The following is a 207-nucleotide window of genomic DNA, read 5'->3' as shown; positions in this document are numbered from 1 at the left end:
GGCCTGGGCGACGGACGGGTGCCGGCGGAGTACGGTCTCGACCTCGCCCGGTTCGACGCGGAAGCCCCGGATCTTCACCTGGTCGTCGACGCGGCCCAGGTACTCCAGGTTGCCGTCCGCCATCCAGCGCCCCACGTCGCCGGTGCGGTACATGCGCGAGCCCGGCTCGCCGAACGGATCGGCGACGAACCGCTCCGCCGTCAGCCC

Annotated in this window: 1 protein-coding gene; it reads right to left on the bottom strand. The window is 73.4% G+C overall.

Going from position 1 to position 207, the window contains the following annotated elements; genetic code table 11:
- A partial coding sequence (locus tag ACFIF2_RS36030; protein WP_395577505.1) for a hypothetical protein occupies nucleotides 1-207 on the bottom strand: 207 nt, incomplete at both ends.

The sequence above is a fragment of the Streptomyces sp. BK79 genome (assembly GCF_044142145.1).
Taxonomy (GTDB): Bacteria; Actinomycetota; Actinomycetes; order Streptomycetales; family Streptomycetaceae; genus Streptomyces.
The sequence above is the reverse complement of the archived record's forward strand: the minus strand, read 5'-3'. Positions and strand labels throughout refer to the sequence as shown.